The 16,080-nt window shown below is 62.8% G+C and carries 9 protein-coding genes; 4 read left to right on the top strand and 5 right to left on the bottom strand.

Going from position 1 to position 16,080, the window contains the following annotated elements:
- Positions 1-632 precede the first annotated feature (632 nt).
- The 5 genes from ACVOMH_RS02745 to ACVOMH_RS02725 all read right to left on the bottom strand — a co-directional run bounded on the left by ACVOMH_RS02745 (position 633) and on the right by ACVOMH_RS02725 (position 11,119).
- Complete coding sequence (locus ACVOMH_RS02745) at positions 633-3,473, bottom strand: TonB-dependent receptor (protein ID WP_481524015.1); 2,841 nt, start codon at positions 3,471-3,473, stop codon at positions 633-635.
- Positions 3,474-3,590: 117 nt separating this feature from the next.
- Complete coding sequence (locus tag ACVOMH_RS02740; protein ID WP_481524079.1) at positions 3,591-4,595, bottom strand: glucokinase family protein; 1,005 nt, start codon at positions 4,593-4,595, stop codon at positions 3,591-3,593.
- 327 nt (positions 4,596-4,922) lie between these two features.
- The gene (locus tag ACVOMH_RS02735; protein ID WP_481550967.1) at positions 4,923-7,232 is read right to left on the bottom strand and encodes a beta-N-acetylhexosaminidase; all 2,310 of its coding nucleotides are present in this window, start codon (positions 7,230-7,232) and stop codon (positions 4,923-4,925) included.
- Positions 7,233-7,344: 112 nt separating this feature from the next.
- A complete protein-coding gene (locus ACVOMH_RS02730) occupies positions 7,345-10,008 on the bottom strand; it encodes a TonB-dependent receptor (protein WP_481550966.1) in 2,664 nt (887 codons plus the stop codon).
- Positions 10,009-10,084: 76 nt separating this feature from the next.
- Positions 10,085-11,119, bottom strand: a complete 1,035-nt coding sequence (locus ACVOMH_RS02725) for a glucokinase family protein (RefSeq protein ID WP_481551149.1) — start codon at positions 11,117-11,119, stop codon at positions 10,085-10,087.
- Between the two features lie 366 nt (positions 11,120-11,485).
- Here ACVOMH_RS02725 and ACVOMH_RS02720 point away from each other — a divergent pair, with 366 nt between their 5' ends.
- From ACVOMH_RS02720 to nagA, 4 genes are read left to right on the top strand one after another with little or no spacing between them, the layout of a single operon-like run.
- A complete protein-coding gene (locus ACVOMH_RS02720) occupies positions 11,486-12,775 on the top strand; it encodes a sugar MFS transporter (RefSeq protein WP_481550965.1) in 1,290 nt (429 codons plus the stop codon).
- A 43-nt stretch (positions 12,776-12,818) separates the two neighbouring features.
- Positions 12,819-13,895 (top strand): LacI family DNA-binding transcriptional regulator, encoded by a 1,077-nt coding sequence (locus tag ACVOMH_RS02715; RefSeq protein WP_481524011.1) that lies wholly within the window; start codon positions 12,819-12,821, stop codon positions 13,893-13,895.
- A gap of 6 nt (positions 13,896-13,901) precedes the next feature.
- Complete coding sequence (locus ACVOMH_RS02710; RefSeq protein ID WP_481550964.1) at positions 13,902-14,930, top strand: SIS domain-containing protein; 1,029 nt, start codon at positions 13,902-13,904, stop codon at positions 14,928-14,930.
- Complete coding sequence (nagA, locus tag ACVOMH_RS02705; RefSeq protein ID WP_481550963.1) at positions 14,930-16,072, top strand: N-acetylglucosamine-6-phosphate deacetylase; 1,143 nt, start codon at positions 14,930-14,932, stop codon at positions 16,070-16,072. Before ACVOMH_RS02710 ends, nagA begins: the two co-directional genes overlap by 1 nt.
- Positions 16,073-16,080: the final 8 nt, after the last annotated feature.

The raw sequence follows: 16,080 nt of genomic DNA, 5'->3' as shown, positions 1-16,080 counted from the left end.
TGCAAAAAAAATTCTCATGAAAATCAGTCGGAAATTTTTCTCATTTTCGTAACCATATGTTTGTTTTTAAACATTAATAGCCTTGAAAATTTTTCATAATTCATTTCACATGAAACTCGTCTGCTAGTTTTTGTTTTAATAATGAAAATTATGTTCACAATCGATTCATTGATGTTTTCCGTTTCATCCGGGAGGTGACTGTCGGTGGTGTTGGCGGTCTGCGCTGCTTTTACCCTCGCGCAGTCCGCCCCGTTCCTTCTGGTCTGCGCCCGGTCTGGTTTGGCTGCGCCACATGCGTGCACTGCGATGCGGGTACTTCTCTGGAATGGTGTGGCTGCGTCTGGGACGGGCGTGTAGCCCCTTGTGCCGGTTGCTGATCCGCCACGGTGATCGCACTGTTCCGCTGGCGGCGCAGATGGAATTGAGCGCTTCTACGAGCGTGTTGATTCTTCCGCGAGAGTCCGTTGCAGGCGCTCCGTACCGTCGGATCGGCGGTGTCTGGCCGGTCTGCATGGCGGAGAAACACTGGAGCGACAGGGCCGGTGGGCGGGCAAAAAAAAGCGGGCCTGGAAAACCCAGGCCCGCTGGAGGAGAAAGACAGCGGTAAAACAATCAACAGTCAGTGGCGGCTATCAGAAGGCGAAGCGCAGTGTGGCCATGTAGCGACGGCCCGTACGGTAGAGGCCGCGGATCACCTTTTCCGTGTTGGCGATACCCGGCACTTCCGCATAGGAGCGGTACTCGCTATCCAGCAGGTTCATGCCGTCCAGGCCGAGGGTCAGGTTTTCCGTCAGCTTGAGGTTGATGGAGGCGTCCAGCGAGTCGTAGTCATCGGTGACCAGGAAGTTTCCGCGGTCAGCCTGCGTGTAGTACTTCGAGCGCCACGAGTAGGTGACACGTGCGCTCCAGCGGTCGCTTTCGAAGAACGGACTGACGTTGATCTGGTTCTTGGAGTTGAACGGCAGGCGCCCACCCGCGTCAGCTTTGGCGTCGGCGTAGGTGTAGTTGGCCAGCAGGCCCAGACCATTGTCGAAGCTGCTCTGGAATGCAGCCGAATAGCCCTGGATCTTCGCGCCACCGGCATTGTTCGGACGGGTGATGTCGTACTCCATGTCGGCGCTCTCGGCCTGGTTGTAGTGCGTCTCCTTCTGGGTGGTGTACAGGATGTAGTTGTCCACCTTCTTGTAGAACGCCGTACCCGCCAGAATGGCGTTCTCGGAGAAATACCACTCGGCAGAGAAGTCCAGGTTGGTGGACTCGTACGGATCCAGCTCCGGGTTGCCGCCGCCGCCGGTGAGGGTCTGGTCGCCAATCCACAGGTAGCTGGACATGTCGCCGTAGTTCGGACGGGAGATGACCTTCGCCGCCGAACCACGCAGCACCACGCTGTCATTGAGGTCGTATGCGACGTTCACGTTCGGCAGGACATTGCTGTACTTCTTGCTGATGGTGTTCAGCACATAGCCGTCAGCCGGGCACGGGCTCTTGAGCGAAGAGCATTTGTAGCCGGTGCTTTCCGACTCGGTCTGCACCAGGCGCACACCGAAGTTGCCGCGCAGACGGTCATAGCTGAAATCAGCCTGGAGGTAGGCGGCATTGATGTCTTCCTTCACCGACCAGGTGTTGGAGGCAAAGGACGGATCGTTGAACGTGCTCGGCGTCGGCATGGTTTGCCACGGTGCCAGCCATTTGCCGCTGTTGATGTAGTCGGCCAATGCCCAGCCGTCGATCATGAAGCGGTTGGACAGGTCGCCGACGTTGCCAAAGCCGCTGAGATAGCTGTCCGGCACCGGCTTCGGATCGAACTGGTCGGCAGTCAAATCGCCATAGCCCTTGATCGAAGCCAGTGACACACCGGCCATCGACTGTGCGGTTTCGTGTTCGCGACGCTTCACGCCGAAGCGCAGCTGGTAGATAGGCGAATCCAGTGTGATGCCGAAGTCGGCCTGGACGTACTTCTCTTCGTCCCGGGTCGGCTTGGTGACGATATTGCCGCCCCAGCCGGCGCCCCAGTTGGTGGCGGAGGGGGGGTTGGTGTGCCAACCACCGGCAGGGCCGCCGCCGTCGAAGCGATATGCGGATGGATCGGTGAACGGGCTGCCGGACTGTCCCGGCTTCATGTGGTTGGCGACGTCGGAAATCGGGTCGGTCTGGTAGCCGGAGAAATTCAGGGTCGGAGTTTTTCCGCTCAGGTCATAGCTGTAATTGGCCTTGTTGAGGAACTCACCGAACACCTGCTTGCCGGTGCCGCCGGTGGCCTTGGAGACGCCGGCGTGGGCGGAAGCGAACCAGCGTTCGTCCTTCCAAGTGAACTTCAGGTCATAGGAGTCGGTGTCCACTGTCGCCTGGCGGTTCAGCAGGTCGTACACGGTCAGGGCATTGCGGAACGAGGCCTTGGTGATGACGCCGCCATCGACGGTCAGGTCGGTCAGATTGCCCAGCGCATTCCATGGGTTGCCATTGAAGGCAAACATGGAGTGGGTCATGTTGTCGTACTTGGCCTTGACGTTGAGCGCGTTGAACTCGATGTCCAGCTTGTCGTTGGGCTTAAACTGCAGTGCCACGGACAGGGTGTCGCGCTCGCGCTCCTGTTCGAAATAGTGGGCACTGATCGAGTTCGGCGCCACCGCGTTCGGATTGGCGAGCAGGGTGTCTTTGCAGGCGCCCACGCAGCTTGGCGGCATGGTGGTAGCGGGATCGGTCGACCAGTCGGTCGTGGTGGTGGTGACCGAGTTGGGCGAGCCGCCCTTGCCGTTGATGTAGTCCTTGCCAGTGACCGTGCCATAGGATTCGATGCCGTCACGGCGGATGTTTTCGATCGAGCGTTGCGCCGAGATGATGGCGCCAAAATTGTCGGCTTGGTTTTTCCAGCCAAACATCGCCGATACCGAGGGGTCGCCTGCTTCAACGCGGTCGTTGTAAAGGTAGCCGACGGAGCCGGAGATGGTGGTGCCGCTCAGGTCCAGTGGCTTGCGTGTGGAGATGTTGACGGTACCGCCGATCGAGCCTTCCTCAAGCCACGCTTCCGGCGACTTGTAGACTTCGACTTTGCTCACCAGTTGCGGAGCCAGCAGCGAGTAGTTGAAGGTGCGCCCTGGCTGGTCAGAGATGAACCAGTCGGCCGAGGCAATGGTCTGGCCATTGAGCAGGGTGCGGTTCAAGGCCGGATCGGTGCCGAGGATCGAGACCTTCTCACCCTGGCCGAAGGCCTTGTCGATGGTCACGCCGGGGATGATGGTGATGGCCTCGGCAACGTTGGTGGCCGGGAACTTGCCCACGTCTTCGGCGGTGACCACGTCGACGATGGCATCGGAATCACGCTTGGAATCAATGGCCTGCTTCAGGCTGGCGCGGATGCCGGTGACCACGACGGTATCAAGGTCGGTCGCGCTCTGGCTGGCGTCCTGTGCGTGGGCCGAGAAGCTCAGGCAGGTGACGATCGCGGCGGATAGTACGGACTTGCGGTACCTCATGATGTCTCTCCTCATCATTGTTGGATTTCCGGTGTGCACCGGACACTGCGTAGTGGGGGTCCATGCGCGGTTGATTCGACACATGCACCGGGGTACTGCGGTTGGAAGTGCTCCGGGTTAGGCGTCCCTCCGGCCCAGATACCAGCTTGCGGCGCCGATGACGCCCAGTTGCCCGTGCTCTACCAGCTTCACGGGAATGCCTTGCAGCGCCGTGGTCATCGGCCCCTTGTTGAGGAAGCGCTCGACAAAGGTGCTGTTCAAAAGGAACTGGCTGATCTTCGGCAGGATGCCGCCCGCCAGGTAGATGCCGCCCTTGATGCCGTACAGCAGCGCCATGTCGCCGATGGTCGAGCCGAGGATTCCGCAGAACAGCTGCAGGGTTTCACGCGCCACCGGATCGTCATTGCCTTGGGCGGCCGTGCTGATGGCATCGGGGGTGGCGTGGACAGGACGGGCGTCGTGGATGGCGCACAGCGCGATGTAGAGATTGAGCAGGCCGGGGCCAGAAAGGGCCTGTTCGATACAGACATGCGAGCGACCCCGCAGCATCTGCTGCAGTACCGCCGTTTCCAGTGCGGTGGTGGCCGGCAGTGACGCCTGACCGGCTTCTGTGGCCAACACCACCGAGCGATGCGGGCCGGGAATCCATACCGCGGCACCCAGGCCGGTGCCGGGGCCAACGATCAGGGTCGGACCCGACGCTGCGTCGGCCGGGCCGGTCAGCTGCAACACCTGGCGTGCATCGATATGGGCCGCCGCATGTGCCACGGCTTCAAAATCGTTGACCAGGTGTACCGCCTCGAAGCCAAGGTCGTCGCGGATGCGTGTGGTGCTCAGCGCCCATGGCAGGTTGGCCGAAATCACCGTGCCGTCTTCCAGTGCATAGCCGGCGCTGGCGATGGCGCATTCGCGCACGCCCGGTGCCTGGCTGTGGAAGTCGGCAAGGATGGCGCTGAGGCTGGGGTAATCGGCACAGCGGTACTGGCGATAGGACAGCACATCCAGATTCGATGGCGCTCCAACAGCCGCTTGGATCAGTCCCACGCGCACGTGTGTTCCCCCCACGTCCGCGGCCACCAGGGGGGCAGGGCGGGGGGGGAAGACATCGTGTGCTGGATGGATGCTGACGGCCACTGGACTTTCCCCGGAGATTCGCGCGGCGTGTCTGGGCGCTGCGGTAGCCGGAGTTTCGTGTTGGGTGACAACGATGTCAAGCTGCGTTGCAAAAAATTTTCATATTGATCAGGTTGTACCTGCTCCATTCATATCAATGATTTATCGGTATATTTCACTTTCACCTGCAACCTGGCTTACGTTTCAGCCGTTTTGTGGAGGGTGACGCCTTTGGCTGTGAAATTTATTCGCATGCCTTTTGTCCTCCCAAAAGAAAAGGCCACCGTCTCCGGTGGCCTTTGTTTACAGCGGCCTGTCTACAGGGGTCTGGGTTGATCAGTCCGCCGTTTGCAGCTCCACGCGATCCAGTGTCCACATGTTCGGGCGGGTGTCGCCGGTGAAGCGGATGCACAGGTCGGTAGGGGTATCGGTGCCGGTAATCGGGGCTTCCAGCTCCAGGAAACCGTCGGCGGCGGGGTTGGCCGGCAGGGGCACGCTCGCCAGCGGCTTGCCTTCGCAATTGGCCAGGATGTCCATCTCGCCATGCGTGCTGCGTGCCGGTACGAACTTGCGGGCAGGCTCATCTCCGGCCAGCTGGAAGTTGTAGGGGATCCGGCCGGCCCGCACCTTCACCCTGTGCACGCCGCGCAGATCGGCTTCGGGCCACAGCCAGCAGGGGTTGAAGATGTTGACGTTGAAGATCTCGCGCTCCCCTTCGGCCGGGCCGTCGTCTTCCAGTCGCAGCAACAGCTTGCCACCGTTCGGGCACAGGCCCAGCTGGGTGTCTTCGCGGATGCGCAGGGAATCGCGGGTTACCTGGAAGCGGTTTTCCGCAGCCAGTGGCTTGCCGTCGAAGAACGCGGCCATGCGCACCTCGGTCGGCAGCTTCAGTTGCAGTGGCTGGTTGTAGAGGGGCGAGCTGGCGGTGACCTCGCTGCCATCTAGCGTGTAGCGCACCGCATAACCCAGGGGATTGTCCAGAGTCACTTCGGCGGTGCCGGCGATGCGGTCGCCCTTCTCGCTCATGTCCACCTGGAACGGCGTCTTGGCATAGGCGATACCCATGGCCTGATAGCGTTGCAGCTGACGGGGCAGGCGGGCGCGGAAGCTTTCGAAGTCGCGCTTGTCCTGCGGACTCCAGCCGGTTTCGGCCACTGCCGCCAGGCGCGGGAACAGGTTGTGTTCCAGATTCCGGTTGTTGCGGGTGTGCTCGCTGAACATGTTGGCCTGCAGGCCGAGGATATGGGAGCGCTTGTCGGCTGCCAGTTCCGCCGGCACCGGCTCGAATTCGTAGGCCCTCTGCAGAGTGATTGTGGTCGGACGGCCCGGTGGCTCGTTCGGCGATTCGGTCTGCAGGTAGTCCATGTACATGTGGGTGACCGGTGACATCACCACGTCATGGCCTTCGCTGGCCGCTTTCAGGCCGCCTTCGGTGCCACGCCAGGACATCACCGTCGCTTCCGGCGGCAGGCCGCCTTCGAGGATCTCGTCCCAGCCGATCAGGCGCCGGTCATGCTGCTCCAGGAATTTCTCCAGACGCTTGATCATGTGGCTCTGCATTTCCATCTCGTCCTTCAGGCCGAGTTCGCGCATGTGGGCCTGTACGCGCGCGGAGGCGATCCACTGGTCCTTGACCGCTTCGTCGCCGCCGACGTGCACGTATTCGGCCGGGAACATCCCGATCACTTCCAGCAGCACGTTCTCCAGGAACTGCAGGGTGCTTTCTTCGGTGTTGAACAGGTTGGGGAACACGCCCCACTGGTTGTCGATGACCAGCTTCTGGTCGGTGACGCCCAGCTCCGGATAAGCGGCGATGGCCGCCGTGGCGTGGCCCGGCACGTCGACCTCCGGGATCACCCGGATGTGGCGCTCGGCGGCATAGGCGACGATCTCGCGGATCTGCTCTTGGGTGTAGAAGCCGCAGTAGGTGCGCGGCTCACCGTTCTCCTCGTTGCGGCCGGCATCGCCCAGCGGCACGCGGCAGCTGCCCACTTCGGTCAGCTTCGGGTAGCGCTTGATCTCCATGCGCCAGCCCTGGTCATCGGTGAGGTGCCAGTGGAAAGTGTTGAGCTTGTGATGGGCCATCGCATCGAGCAGCTTCTTGATCTCGTCGATGCTCTGGAAGTGGCGGGCCGAATCGAGCATGAAGCCGCGCCAGCTGAAGCGGGGTGCGTCCTCGATGGTGGCCGCGGCAGCCTGGCCGGTCTTGTCGCCGGTCAGCAGTTGTGCGGCGGTCACCGCGCCGTAGAACAGCCCGGCCTCATCCCGCGCACTGACGTCGATGCCCTTGCTGGACACCTTCAATGCATAGCCTTCGGTTCCGGTCGCCACGGAAGCGTCCAGATGAAAGCGGATCTGTGCCTTGCTGGCCTTGTCGCTCACGGCCAGCGTGGGGCCGCCATTTTGTTTCAGCAGGCTGATGAACTGGCTGGCGACGCGGCGCGAGGTGGCATCGCTGCCGGCAACGCGGGTGGCAGGACCGATGGCGAAGTCTTTTCCTGCCACCGCCTGGTAGCTGGCGGGCAGTGGAATCAGCTGGAGCGGGGCGCCGAGGTCGCCTGCGTGCGCGTGCAACGCGGTAAGGCCCAGCAATACGCAGCTGCCAAGCCAGAGGGCGCGGTTGCGCGCGGGAGGGGACTTCGTCATGGGCGGAGCTCCGTTCTTGTGGTTCGAGAGGGTACTAAACAAAAACGCCGGGCCCGGAATGATCCAGGCCCGGCGCATCACACTCACCGGCGATGGTGCACGCCGGGATAGATCAGAACTTGAAGCGCAGGCTGGCCATGTAGCGACGGCCGGTAAAGTAGGCCGCTGCCAGCTGCTCTTCCTGGCTCACATACTGCTCGTACTTCTCATTGAGCAGGTTCATCGCGTCCAGCGACAAGCTGAGGTTTTCGGTGATGTTGAAGCCCAGGCTTGCGCTCAGGTCGGCATAGGCGGCGGTGGTTGCAGCCGGTGCACCGGCAACGTAGCCAACACCTTCGTACTTGCTGCGCCAGTTGTAGTTGACGCGTGCGCTGAACAGTTCGTTTTCGAAGTACGGGCTGACGCTGACCGTGCTGCGCGAGAGATACGGCATGTTGTTGCCGGCATCCGTCTCGCCGGTTGCGTAGGTGTAGTTGGCGATCAGGCCCAGACCGGTGTCGCCGAATGCCTGCTGATAGTTCACGTTGAAGCCGCGAACACTGGCACCACCGGCATTGCGCGGGCGGGTCACGCTGTAATCGCAGAAACCGTCGGCAGTGCAGCCATGGGAGCCGACGACATTCAGCCAAGTCGCGGGGTTGTTGTCACGCATGGAGTTGTAGCGGCGCTCCACGCCCGGGGTCTGCAGCACGTAGTTCTGGGTCTGCTTGAGGAATACCGAGCCGGCCAGCACGGACTGCGGCGCGAAATACCACTCGGCCGACAGGTTGAAGTTGTACGCCTTGTACGGGTCCAGGTCCGGATTGCCGCCCGAGCCGGTCATCATGGTGTCGTTCAAGAACAGATTGTTCGACATCAGGTTGTACGGCGCCCAGGCAATGACTTTGGCGGCCGAGGCGCGCAGCACCACATCGCCGCCGTTGTCATAGACCAGGTTGAGCGAGGGCAGCATGTTGCTCTTCTTGCTCTTGGTGGTCTGCCACCATTCTGCCGGAGCAGGCAGCACCGGTACGTTATCGCCATATACGTAGGCGCTGCTGTCGGTGTTGGTCTGTACCCAGCGCACGCCGACGTTGCCGCGCAGCGCGCCAGTGGAGAAATTCAACTGGGTATAGACGGCGGTGGTCTTCTGCTCCAGCTCCCAGGTGTTGTTCAGGAGGCTGGCGGCGTCGGAGCGGGTGTAGTCCACCGGGCTGCCCTTGACCCAGTCGATTACATTGCCTGCGCCCACTTGCGGATGACGGCTGGTGTTGCCGTAAACGCCCGGGAGGCTGCTCAGCAGGCTGGTGTTGCCGATGGTACCAACGTCGGCCAAGGTGCCGCCGCGTACGCCGCCATAGACGCCAAGACCGTAGTTTTCAGTATGTTCAGTGCGGCGCACGCCAGCTTGCAGCTGGTTGAACACGCTGTCGAAATTCATACTGAAGTCCAGTTGGGCGTACTTGTCCTGCGCTTCAGAGCTGAACACGCCGTTGTTGCCGAACATGTTGCCCCAGTTGGCTGGATCGTAATAATCGCCCTGGTCGTCAGCCTGAAAGCCCTTGCGGTAGTCCCAGGAATACGCGCCGCTGTAGATCGGCTCAAGCAGGAACTGGCTGATGTTCGGGTTCTCGGATTTGCTGGTGCCGATCTTGCCGCCAATCTTCCAGCCTTCGCCGCGGTACTGCAGGTCGAGGTCCACGCCCTTGGTGGTGACTTCGGAGAAGCGCACCTGGTTGTCATAGACAATGCCGGTGCCACTGCCCGGGTTGGCATTGGTATGGCCACCGGTGACGAAGCCGTTGGAGCCGGTGGGGTTGAAGTAGTCGATGGCGGCCATCGCAGAGTTGTTCTGCGTCATGAAGTTGTACATCGACTGGTTGTAGCTGTCGAAGTTCTCTTTGATGTACAGCCCGCTCAGCGTGCCTTCAAACTGGTCGTTCGGCTTGAATTGCAGATTCACCAGTGCGCTGTCGCGGGTGCGCTTCTGCTGGAACCACGCCACGTTGATTTCCTGGGCCACTTTGTCGGTCGGTCGCAGTTCACCGCGGGAGACCTGGTCGGCCACCTTCTGATTGACGGCGGCAAAGTCGGCGACGGTGCTGTAGCCGAAGATTTCGATACCCTGGCGGTCGACCCGCTCCTCATGGCGCTGGGCGGCGACGTTGACGCCGAAGGTGGAGTCGTTGTTCTTCCAGCTGTAGAGCACCGATACATTGGGGGCGCCCTTCTCGGCCTGGTCATTGTAGTTGTAGCCGACCGAGCCGCTGATGGCGTTGGCGTCCATGTCCAGGGGCTTGCGCGAGTGCATCAGCACGGTGCCGCCCAAGCTGCCTTCGGGCAGCCGGGCTTCGGAGGATTTGATGATTTCCAGCCGACCCAGCACTTCCGGGGCGAGCATGGTGTAGTCGAAGCCACGATTGGGCGACTCGCCGTACAGCCAGATGGCCTGTGCGACCGGGTGCCCATCGATGAAGCTCAGGTTGAGGCTGGGATCGGTGCCATCGATGGAGACGCGCTCGCCCTGGCCGAAGCGGCGGTCGATGGTGACGCCCGGGATCAGCGCCATTGCCTCGGCGGCATTGGTATTGGGGAACTTGCCGATATCTTCTGCAGTAATGGACTCTGAAACGGTGTCGTTGTTGCGCTTGGTGTCCAGCGACTTCTCGAGGCTGGCACGGATACCGGTAACGGTCACGGTGTCCAGGTCGGTCGCGGTCTGGTTGGCGTCCTGTGCGTGGGCGCTGAACGCAAGGCAGCTGACGATCGCCGCTGAAAGCAGGGTTTTACGATGCATGTTGTCTCTCCTCAACATCAGATTGAATGGCACGGATGTGCCGCGTTACTGCAGGTCGTGCTGGTGGATCTGTTGCTTATGCTGCGTGGGCTTGCTTGGCCGAATTTTCCAGATACCAACTGGCGGCGCCGATGACGCCCAGTTGCCCGTGCTCTACCAGCTTCACGGGAATGCTTTGCAGTGCCTTGCGCATCGGCCCCTTGTTGAGGAAGCGTTCGACGAAGGTGCTGTTCAAAAGGAACTGGCTGATCTTTGGCAGGATGCCGCCCGCCAGATAGATGCCGCCCTGCACGCCGTAGAGCAGGGCCATATCGCCGATGGTCGAGCCGAGGATTCCGCAGAAAAGGTGCAGGGCTTCCACCGCATGCGGGTCGCTGCCATCACAGGCGGCGGCGCTGACGGCATCGGGCGTGATGTGGATGGGCGTGATGTCGCGTACCGCGCACAGCGCGTTGTAAAGGTTGAGCAGTCCCGGCCCGGACAGGGCGTGTTCGATGGACACGTGCGGACGGGTACGCAGCATCTGCTGCAACACGGCCATTTCCAGCTCGGTGGTTGCCGCAAGCGACGCCTGGCCCGCTTCCGTGGGCAGGACCATCGAGTGCGTGCCAACCGGAATCCAGAGGGCGGCGCCGAGTCCGGTGCCAGGACCGATCACCAGCGTCGGGCCTGCCGGGGTTTGGCTTGGACCGGTCAACTGCAGGACTTGGTTGTCATCGATATGGGCGGCCGCATGCGCGACGGCTTCAAAGTCGTTGACCAGGTAGACGCTCTGGAAGCCCAGATCCTCGCGGATCTTCCGCGAAGATAGCGGCCATGGCAGGTTGGCCGATATCACGCTGCCGTCGGCCAGCGCATAGCCGGCGGTGGCAATCACGCAATCGGAAACCGTCGGATTGTGGCTGGCGAAATCGGAGAGGATCGCATCCAGCCCCGGGTAGTCGGCGCAGCGGTACTTCCGGTAGGACAGCACGTCGATTGTGGGCCTGTCGCCGTCTCCGGTCTGGATCAGGCCGACACGTACATGCGTACCGCCGACATCCGCCGCGAAGAAGGGCCGGGAGGCGTGTTCGTGACAGTTGCTCTGTTGTGGGGGGACGACAGCGGTCACTCGAATTCCCTGTGAGGTGGGAGCGCCCGCAGGGGCGCCAATCGGGGCCGAGTCTGTAATCGTTCTGACAACGATGTCAACGAATAGTTGCAACTTTCGATGCTGCACTGCGGCGTGCTTCGCGCAATTCCTGCATCTGCCGGTTTTGTTGCATCCGACAGCTTGCAACAGCTGAAACACGTGGTTTTATGAGGAAGGCACCGGTGCGCAAAGGATTGCCGGTATCTGCTGGACGCCGCGCAAGCCACCGTTGCTGGCAGGTGTTGTTGACAAACCTGTCAGCAGCAAACCATAAATGTGACAACGTTGTTCCCACGTAATCGCCAGGCGGCTCGATCCGTCTCCCGCATCCGCAGGAGCTTTCCCATGTCTGCTGTTCCCGCTTCCACGCCGCGCACCAGCATGGTGTCGTCCATCGCCATCGTCGGCGTGCTGTTTTTCATCATCGGTTTCTGTACCTGGATCAATGGTCCGCTGATCACCTTTGTCCGCCTGGCCTTCGACGTGAGCGAGGTGTCGGCGTTCCTGGTGCTGATGGTGTTCTACCTGTCCTATTTCTTCCTGGCGTTGCCGGCGTCGTGGATCCTCAATCGCACCGGGATGAAGAAAGGTCTGGCGTTGAGCCTGGCGGTGATGGCGGTCGGTGCGATGGCCTTCGGCGAGTTCGCCACGCAGCGCTGGTTCGGTGGCGCATTGGGCGGCCTGTTTGTCATTGGCGGCGGCATGGCGCTGCTGCAGACCGCGGTCAATCCCTACATCAGCATCCTTGGCCCGATCGAAGGCGCCGCGCAGCGCATCGCGCTGATGGGTATCTGCAACAAGATCGCCGGCATGCTGGCGCCGGTGGTGATCGGCACCTTCGTGCTGCAAGGCATCGGTGACCTGGAAACCCAGGTGCAGGCGGCCGATGCCGTCACCAAGACCGAACTGCTGAACGCCTTCGCCGCCAAGATCCATACTCCGTATCTGGCAATTGCCGGCGTGCTGCTGCTGGTGGCGGTGGGGGTGCTGTTCTCGCCGTTGCCGGAAGTGCGTGCCGACGAGGCCAATGCGGTCGCCAATGACGGCAAGGTCGAAAAGCGCAGCATCTTCCAGTTCCCGCATCTGTGGCTGGGCGTGCTGTGCCTGTTTGTCTACGTGGGCGTGGAAGTCATGGCTGGCGATGCTATCGGTACCTATGGCAATGCCTTCGGCCTGCCACTGGACAGCACCAAGCTGTTCACCTCCTACACGCTGTTCGCGATGCTCGTCGGCTACATCGTGGGGCTGGCGCTGATCCCGCGCTTCATCTCGCAGGAAAAGTATCTGGCCGTGTCCGCGGCGCTGGGCGTGCTGTTCACCCTGGGCGCATTCTTCACCCATGGCTATGTGTCGGTCGGTTTTGTGGCCGCACTGGGTTTTGCCAATGCGATGATGTGGCCGGCGATCTTCCCGCTGGCGATCCGTGGTCTGGGCCGCTTCACCCAGACCGGTTCGGCGTTGCTGGTGATGGGTATTGCCGGCGGCGCGATCATCCCGCAGGCCTTCGCGCTGCTCAAGCACGCCTATCCGGAACACTTCCAGCTGGTGTTCGCGGCACTGATGATTCCCTGCTACCTGTACATCCTGTATTTCGGCACGGTGGGGCACAACGCGGGCAAGGCACGTGGCCGCTGAATCGAGCATCATGGCGGGAATCGAGCCAACGCGGGAAACAGTTATGCGTAGACCCACCATCAAGGATGTCGCCGAGCGGGCCAAGGTCTCGTTGAAGACCGTCTCGCGCGTCATCAACAATGAGCCATCGGTGATGCAGGCCACCCGTGCGCGCGTGCTGCGTGCGGTGGCCGAGCTGGACTACGAGCCGGACCCGTCGGCGCGCAATCTGCGCAGCAACACCACGTTCGTGATCGGGCTTGTCTACGACAACCCCAACCCGTACCACATCATCGGCGTGCAGAACGGGGTGCTCTCGGCCTGCCGGGAAACCGGCTTCGGCCTGCAGATCCATCCCTGTGATTCCACCTCGCCGATGCTGGCCGAAGAGCTGGCCGATTCGGTGCAGCGTTCGCGTCTGGCCGGACTGGTGCTGACCGCGCCGATGTCCGAGCGCCCGGAGCTGGTCGCCGCGCTCAATGCGCGCGGCATCAAGACGGTCCGCATCATCGCCGCCACCGAGGACCCGGGCGATGGCCCGTGCGTGTTCGTCGATGACCGTGATGCGGCCTATGAAATCACCGAGCACCTGATCCAGCTGGGTCACCAGCGCATCGGCTTCCTGTGGGGCGGCATTTCACACCGCTCCAGTGGCGAGCGCTATGCCGGCTACGAGGCGGCGCTGAAGGACTACGGCATTCCGCTGGACAAACACCTGGTCGTGCCGGGCGATTACACCTTCGATGACGGCTTCCGTGGCGCGCGCCGCCTGCTGGCGTTGCGCGAGCCGCCCACCGCGATCTTCGGTTCCAACGACGAGATCGCCGCCGGCGTGCTGGCGGCGGCCAACTCGGCCGGTTTGAACGTGCCGTATGACCTGTCCATCGCCGGTTTCGAGGACAGTCCTTTCTCCCGCCAGTCGTGGCCGGCACTGACCACCGCCAAGCAGGCCACCGGTGATATCGCCCGGCATGCCGCGCGGCTGCTGATCAGCCAGTTGCGCAGCGACGCCTATGACGACACCCCCATGCAGCTGCACAACCAGGGCTTCGTCCCGCAGCTGGTGGTGCGTGGCTCCACCGCGCCGCTGCGTCAACAGCCGTCGCGGCCTCCTTCCTCTCCCCCTGACCTGTCCGAGTAACGATCCATGGCACTGCCGAGTGAGACCGAAACCCTGATGTTCCGTGAGGCGGCCGAAAGCGCCGCCGTCATCGCCGCCCAGTTCGCCCGCAACCGCGATGTGGTGCAGGCGCTGGCCGCCGACCTGCGGCAGAACCCGCCGCCGTTCGTGGTGACCTGTGCACGTGGCAGCTCCGATCACGCGGCTACCTATGCCAAGTATCTGTTCGAAACCCGGCTGGGCCTGGTCACCGCCTCGGCCTCGCCGTCGGTCGGTTCGGTCTACGAGGCGCCGTTGCAGGTGCGTGGCGCGCTGTATGTGGTGATCTCCCAGTCGGGCAAGAGCCCGGACTTGCTGCGCAATGCCGAGGCCGCCAAGGCCGCCGGCGCGCGCGTGGTGGCGCTGGTCAATGTCGAGGATTCACCGCTGGCGCAGCTGGCCGACACGGTGATCCCGCTCGGGGCGGGCGTCGAGCGCAGTGTCGCGGCGACCAAGAGCTATCTGGCCTCGCTGGCGGCGATCCTGCAGCTGGGCGCGTACTGGAAGAACGATCCGGCGCTGATCGCCGCGCTGGACGAGTTGCCGGCAGCGTTGTCCAAGGCATGGGAATGCGACTGGTCGGCGGTGACCGATGGCCTGGTCGATGCCCACAACCTGTTCGTGCTGGGCCGCGGACCGGGTCTGGCAGCGGCGCAGGAAGCGGCGCTGAAGTTCAAGGAAACCTGCGGCCTGCACGCCGAGGGCTACAGCTCGGCCGAAGTGAAGCACGGTCCGATGGCGCTGGTCGGCAGGGATTTCCCGGTACTGGCGTTCGCGATGCCCGATGAAACCGGCGCCGGCACCCGCGCCGTGGCCGAGGAATTCGCCGCGCGTGGCGCCCAGGTGTGGCTGGCCGGTGAAGGTGGCGCGCTGCCGGTGGCGGCGGCACCCCATCCGCTGTGTGCGCCGCTGCTGATCGTGCAGAGCTTCTACCGTGCGATCAATGCGCTGGCGCTGCGTCGGGGCAACAACCCGGATCTGCCGCCGCATCTGAACAAGGTCACGGAAACGGTCTGATGAAAACGGTACTGCGCAACGGCCGCATTCTTGCCGGCGAGGACTTCCGTGACGATGTCGCGGTACTGATCGACGACGGCCGTATCGTTGCGCTCGTCGCTGCCGATGATCCGCAACTGGCCGCTGCCGACGAGGTGGTGGATCTGGGCGGCGGCTGGCTGATGCCCGGCTTCATCGACGTGCAGGTCAATGGCGGCGGCGGTGTGCTGTTCAACAACCGGACCGATGTGGAAGCGCTGCGCACGATGATGGCCGGCCATCGCAGGTATGGCACTACCGGCATGCTGCCGACACTGATCAGTGACGATGCCGGGGTGATGGCGCGTGCGTTGCAGGCCATCCGCGACGCCATCGCGGCGCAGGTGCCGGGTGTGCTCGGCATCCACCTTGAAGGGCCCTACATCGCCCCGGCGCGCAAGGGCACGCATGATGCCGGCAAGTTCCGCGTGCCCGATGCCGACGAAGTCCAGATGGTGACGTCGCTGGACAACGGCATCACTCTGATCACGCTGGCACCGGAGCGGGTGCCGGCCGCGACGATCCAGCAGATGGTCGCCAACGGTGCGATCGTTGCCGCGGGCCATACCGCAGCGACCTACGAGGAAATCCGCGCCGGACTGGACGCCGGCCTCACCGGTTTCACCCATCTGTACAACGCGATGTCGCCGCTGCAGGGGCGTGATCCGGGTACCGTCGGCGCCGCGCTGGAAGATGCCGGCAGCTGGTGCGGGGTGATCGTCGATGGGGTGCACGTGCATCCGGCCAGCCTGCGCGTGGCGCTGGCGGCCAAACCGCGCGGCAAGGTGTTCCTGGTGACTGACGCGATGCCAATGGTGGGCTCGGACAATCCGGCGTTCGAGCTGTATGGCGAAGTCATCACTGCCGTGGATGGCGTGGTGCGCAACGCCGCCGGTGCCTTGGCCGGCTCCGCGCTGGACATGGTCACCGCTGTGCGCAACACGGTGAAGCTGCTGGGCCTGCCGCTGGCGGAGGCCGCACGCATGGCTTCGACCTATCCGGCGCAGTTTCTCGGGCTGGGTGACCGCTACGGGCAGATTGCGGCCGGTTATCAGGCCGATTTCGTCCTGCTGGACCGGGACCTGCAAGTCCAGGCCACCTGGATCGCCGGTCAGCGCGACTGACCACGTCG

Source organism: Stenotrophomonas sp. STEN013 (assembly GCF_056760355.1).
Note: the sequence above shows the minus strand (reverse complement) of the source record. Positions and strands in the feature narration are given on the sequence as shown.